Genomic DNA, 1472 nt, shown 5'->3' with positions numbered 1-1472 from the left:
GGCCCGGCGTTTCCCGTGAGCCTTGGCTTCAACCCGATCAATACCCTGGACTCCGGCTATGGCCTGGGCTGGAACCTCAATCTCACGCAGTTCACCCCCCATGACAGCATCCTGGCCCTGAGCACCGGGGAGACGTACAAGGTCACCGGTAGCGGCGCCACCCCGGACATCAAGGAAAAGAAACTCGACAGCTTCCATTTCGAAAACCTGGGCAATGACCGCTACCGCGTGCTGCACAAGTCCGGGCTGGTCGAGGTGCTGCAGGTTGGCGGCAGCAGCAATGACCGGGTGGCCTTGCCCGTCGAGATCTACTCGGCGAGCGGCCATCTCATCACACTGGTGTATGCGTCTTTTCGCGGTGGCCAGCGCCTGCAAAGCATCAGCGATGCCCAGGGCGAATTGCTGCGCATCAACCGCCCCAACGATACCCGGGTGGAAGTGCTCGCCCGCCCCAACGACGGCCCCGGCGGCGGTCCGCTGGCGCGTTACGAAATGAACCTCAACGCCAGCGGCTGGGTCACCAGCGTCGTCTTGCCCACCGCCGACAAAGCGTCCTGGCGCTTTGCTTATGGCAACGGGCCGATCCGCGGCATTCTGTGCCTGCACGAAGTCAAGACGCCGGTCGGCGGTCGGGAAACCATCGACTACAGCGACACCGGGCACCCTTATCCCGGCGGTATCAGCCGTCCCAACCTGCCACGGGTCACCCGCCATCGCAGCTACCCCGGCTTCGACCAGCCGACGATCCAGGTCGACTACAGCTACACGGCCCGTAATTTCCTCGGGGCCGGGGCCAGCGTCAGTTGGGAAGACGGCATGGACCCGTTGTACAAGGTGGCGTCCAGCTATGAGTACGGCTGCGTCGCCAGCCTGATGGATGGCACCACGGTGGTCCGCCAGGTCGAGCGCACCTTCAACCGTTTCCACTTGCTGACCGAAGAAAAAACCACCCAGCAACAGTGCGTCAAACGGATCAAGACCGAGTACTACGCCCAGGACATCCCGTTCGAGCAGCAGGTCGCGCAATTCCAGTTGCCAAGGAAAGTCACCACCAGCTGGGAGATGGCCAACGACGCCACCCAGTACCGCGACGAAGTCGCCCTGACCGCCTACGACGGGTATGGCAACCAGACCGAACAGGTCGAGCCCAACGGCATCAAGACCACCTACACCTACTACCCCAAGGCGGGCGAGGACGGTTGCCCGCCAGACCGTTTTGTGCGCAACCTCAAAGACACCGTGATGACGCCTTCGCCCGACGGCGCGGCGGGTGCCCCGACGCTGCGCACGCGCTTGCGCTACGCCGCGCACAAGCCGTTGACCGGCAGCGGCCTGCAAGACTGGCTGGCGATCGAGAGCGAGACCCTGGTGCACCTCGATGGCAGCAACGAAACGCTCCTGCAAGAGACCCGGCGCAGCTACCACGAACTGCCCGGCGATGCGTTCCTGCACGGCCGCCCGGTCACTCAGCA

Annotated in this window: 1 pseudogene; it reads left to right on the top strand. The window is 64.1% G+C overall.

Features of this window, described 5'->3' with window-relative positions:
* Positions 1 to 1472 (top strand): annotated as a pseudogene (locus KGB07_RS26580) (sugar-binding protein); the annotation flags it as partial.

It is taken from the genome of Pseudomonas sp. GL-RE-26, assembly GCF_019956275.1.
Taxonomy (GTDB): Bacteria; Pseudomonadota; Gammaproteobacteria; order Pseudomonadales; family Pseudomonadaceae; genus Aquipseudomonas; species Aquipseudomonas grandcourensis.
Note: the sequence above shows the minus strand (reverse complement) of the source record. Positions and strands in the feature narration are given on the sequence as shown.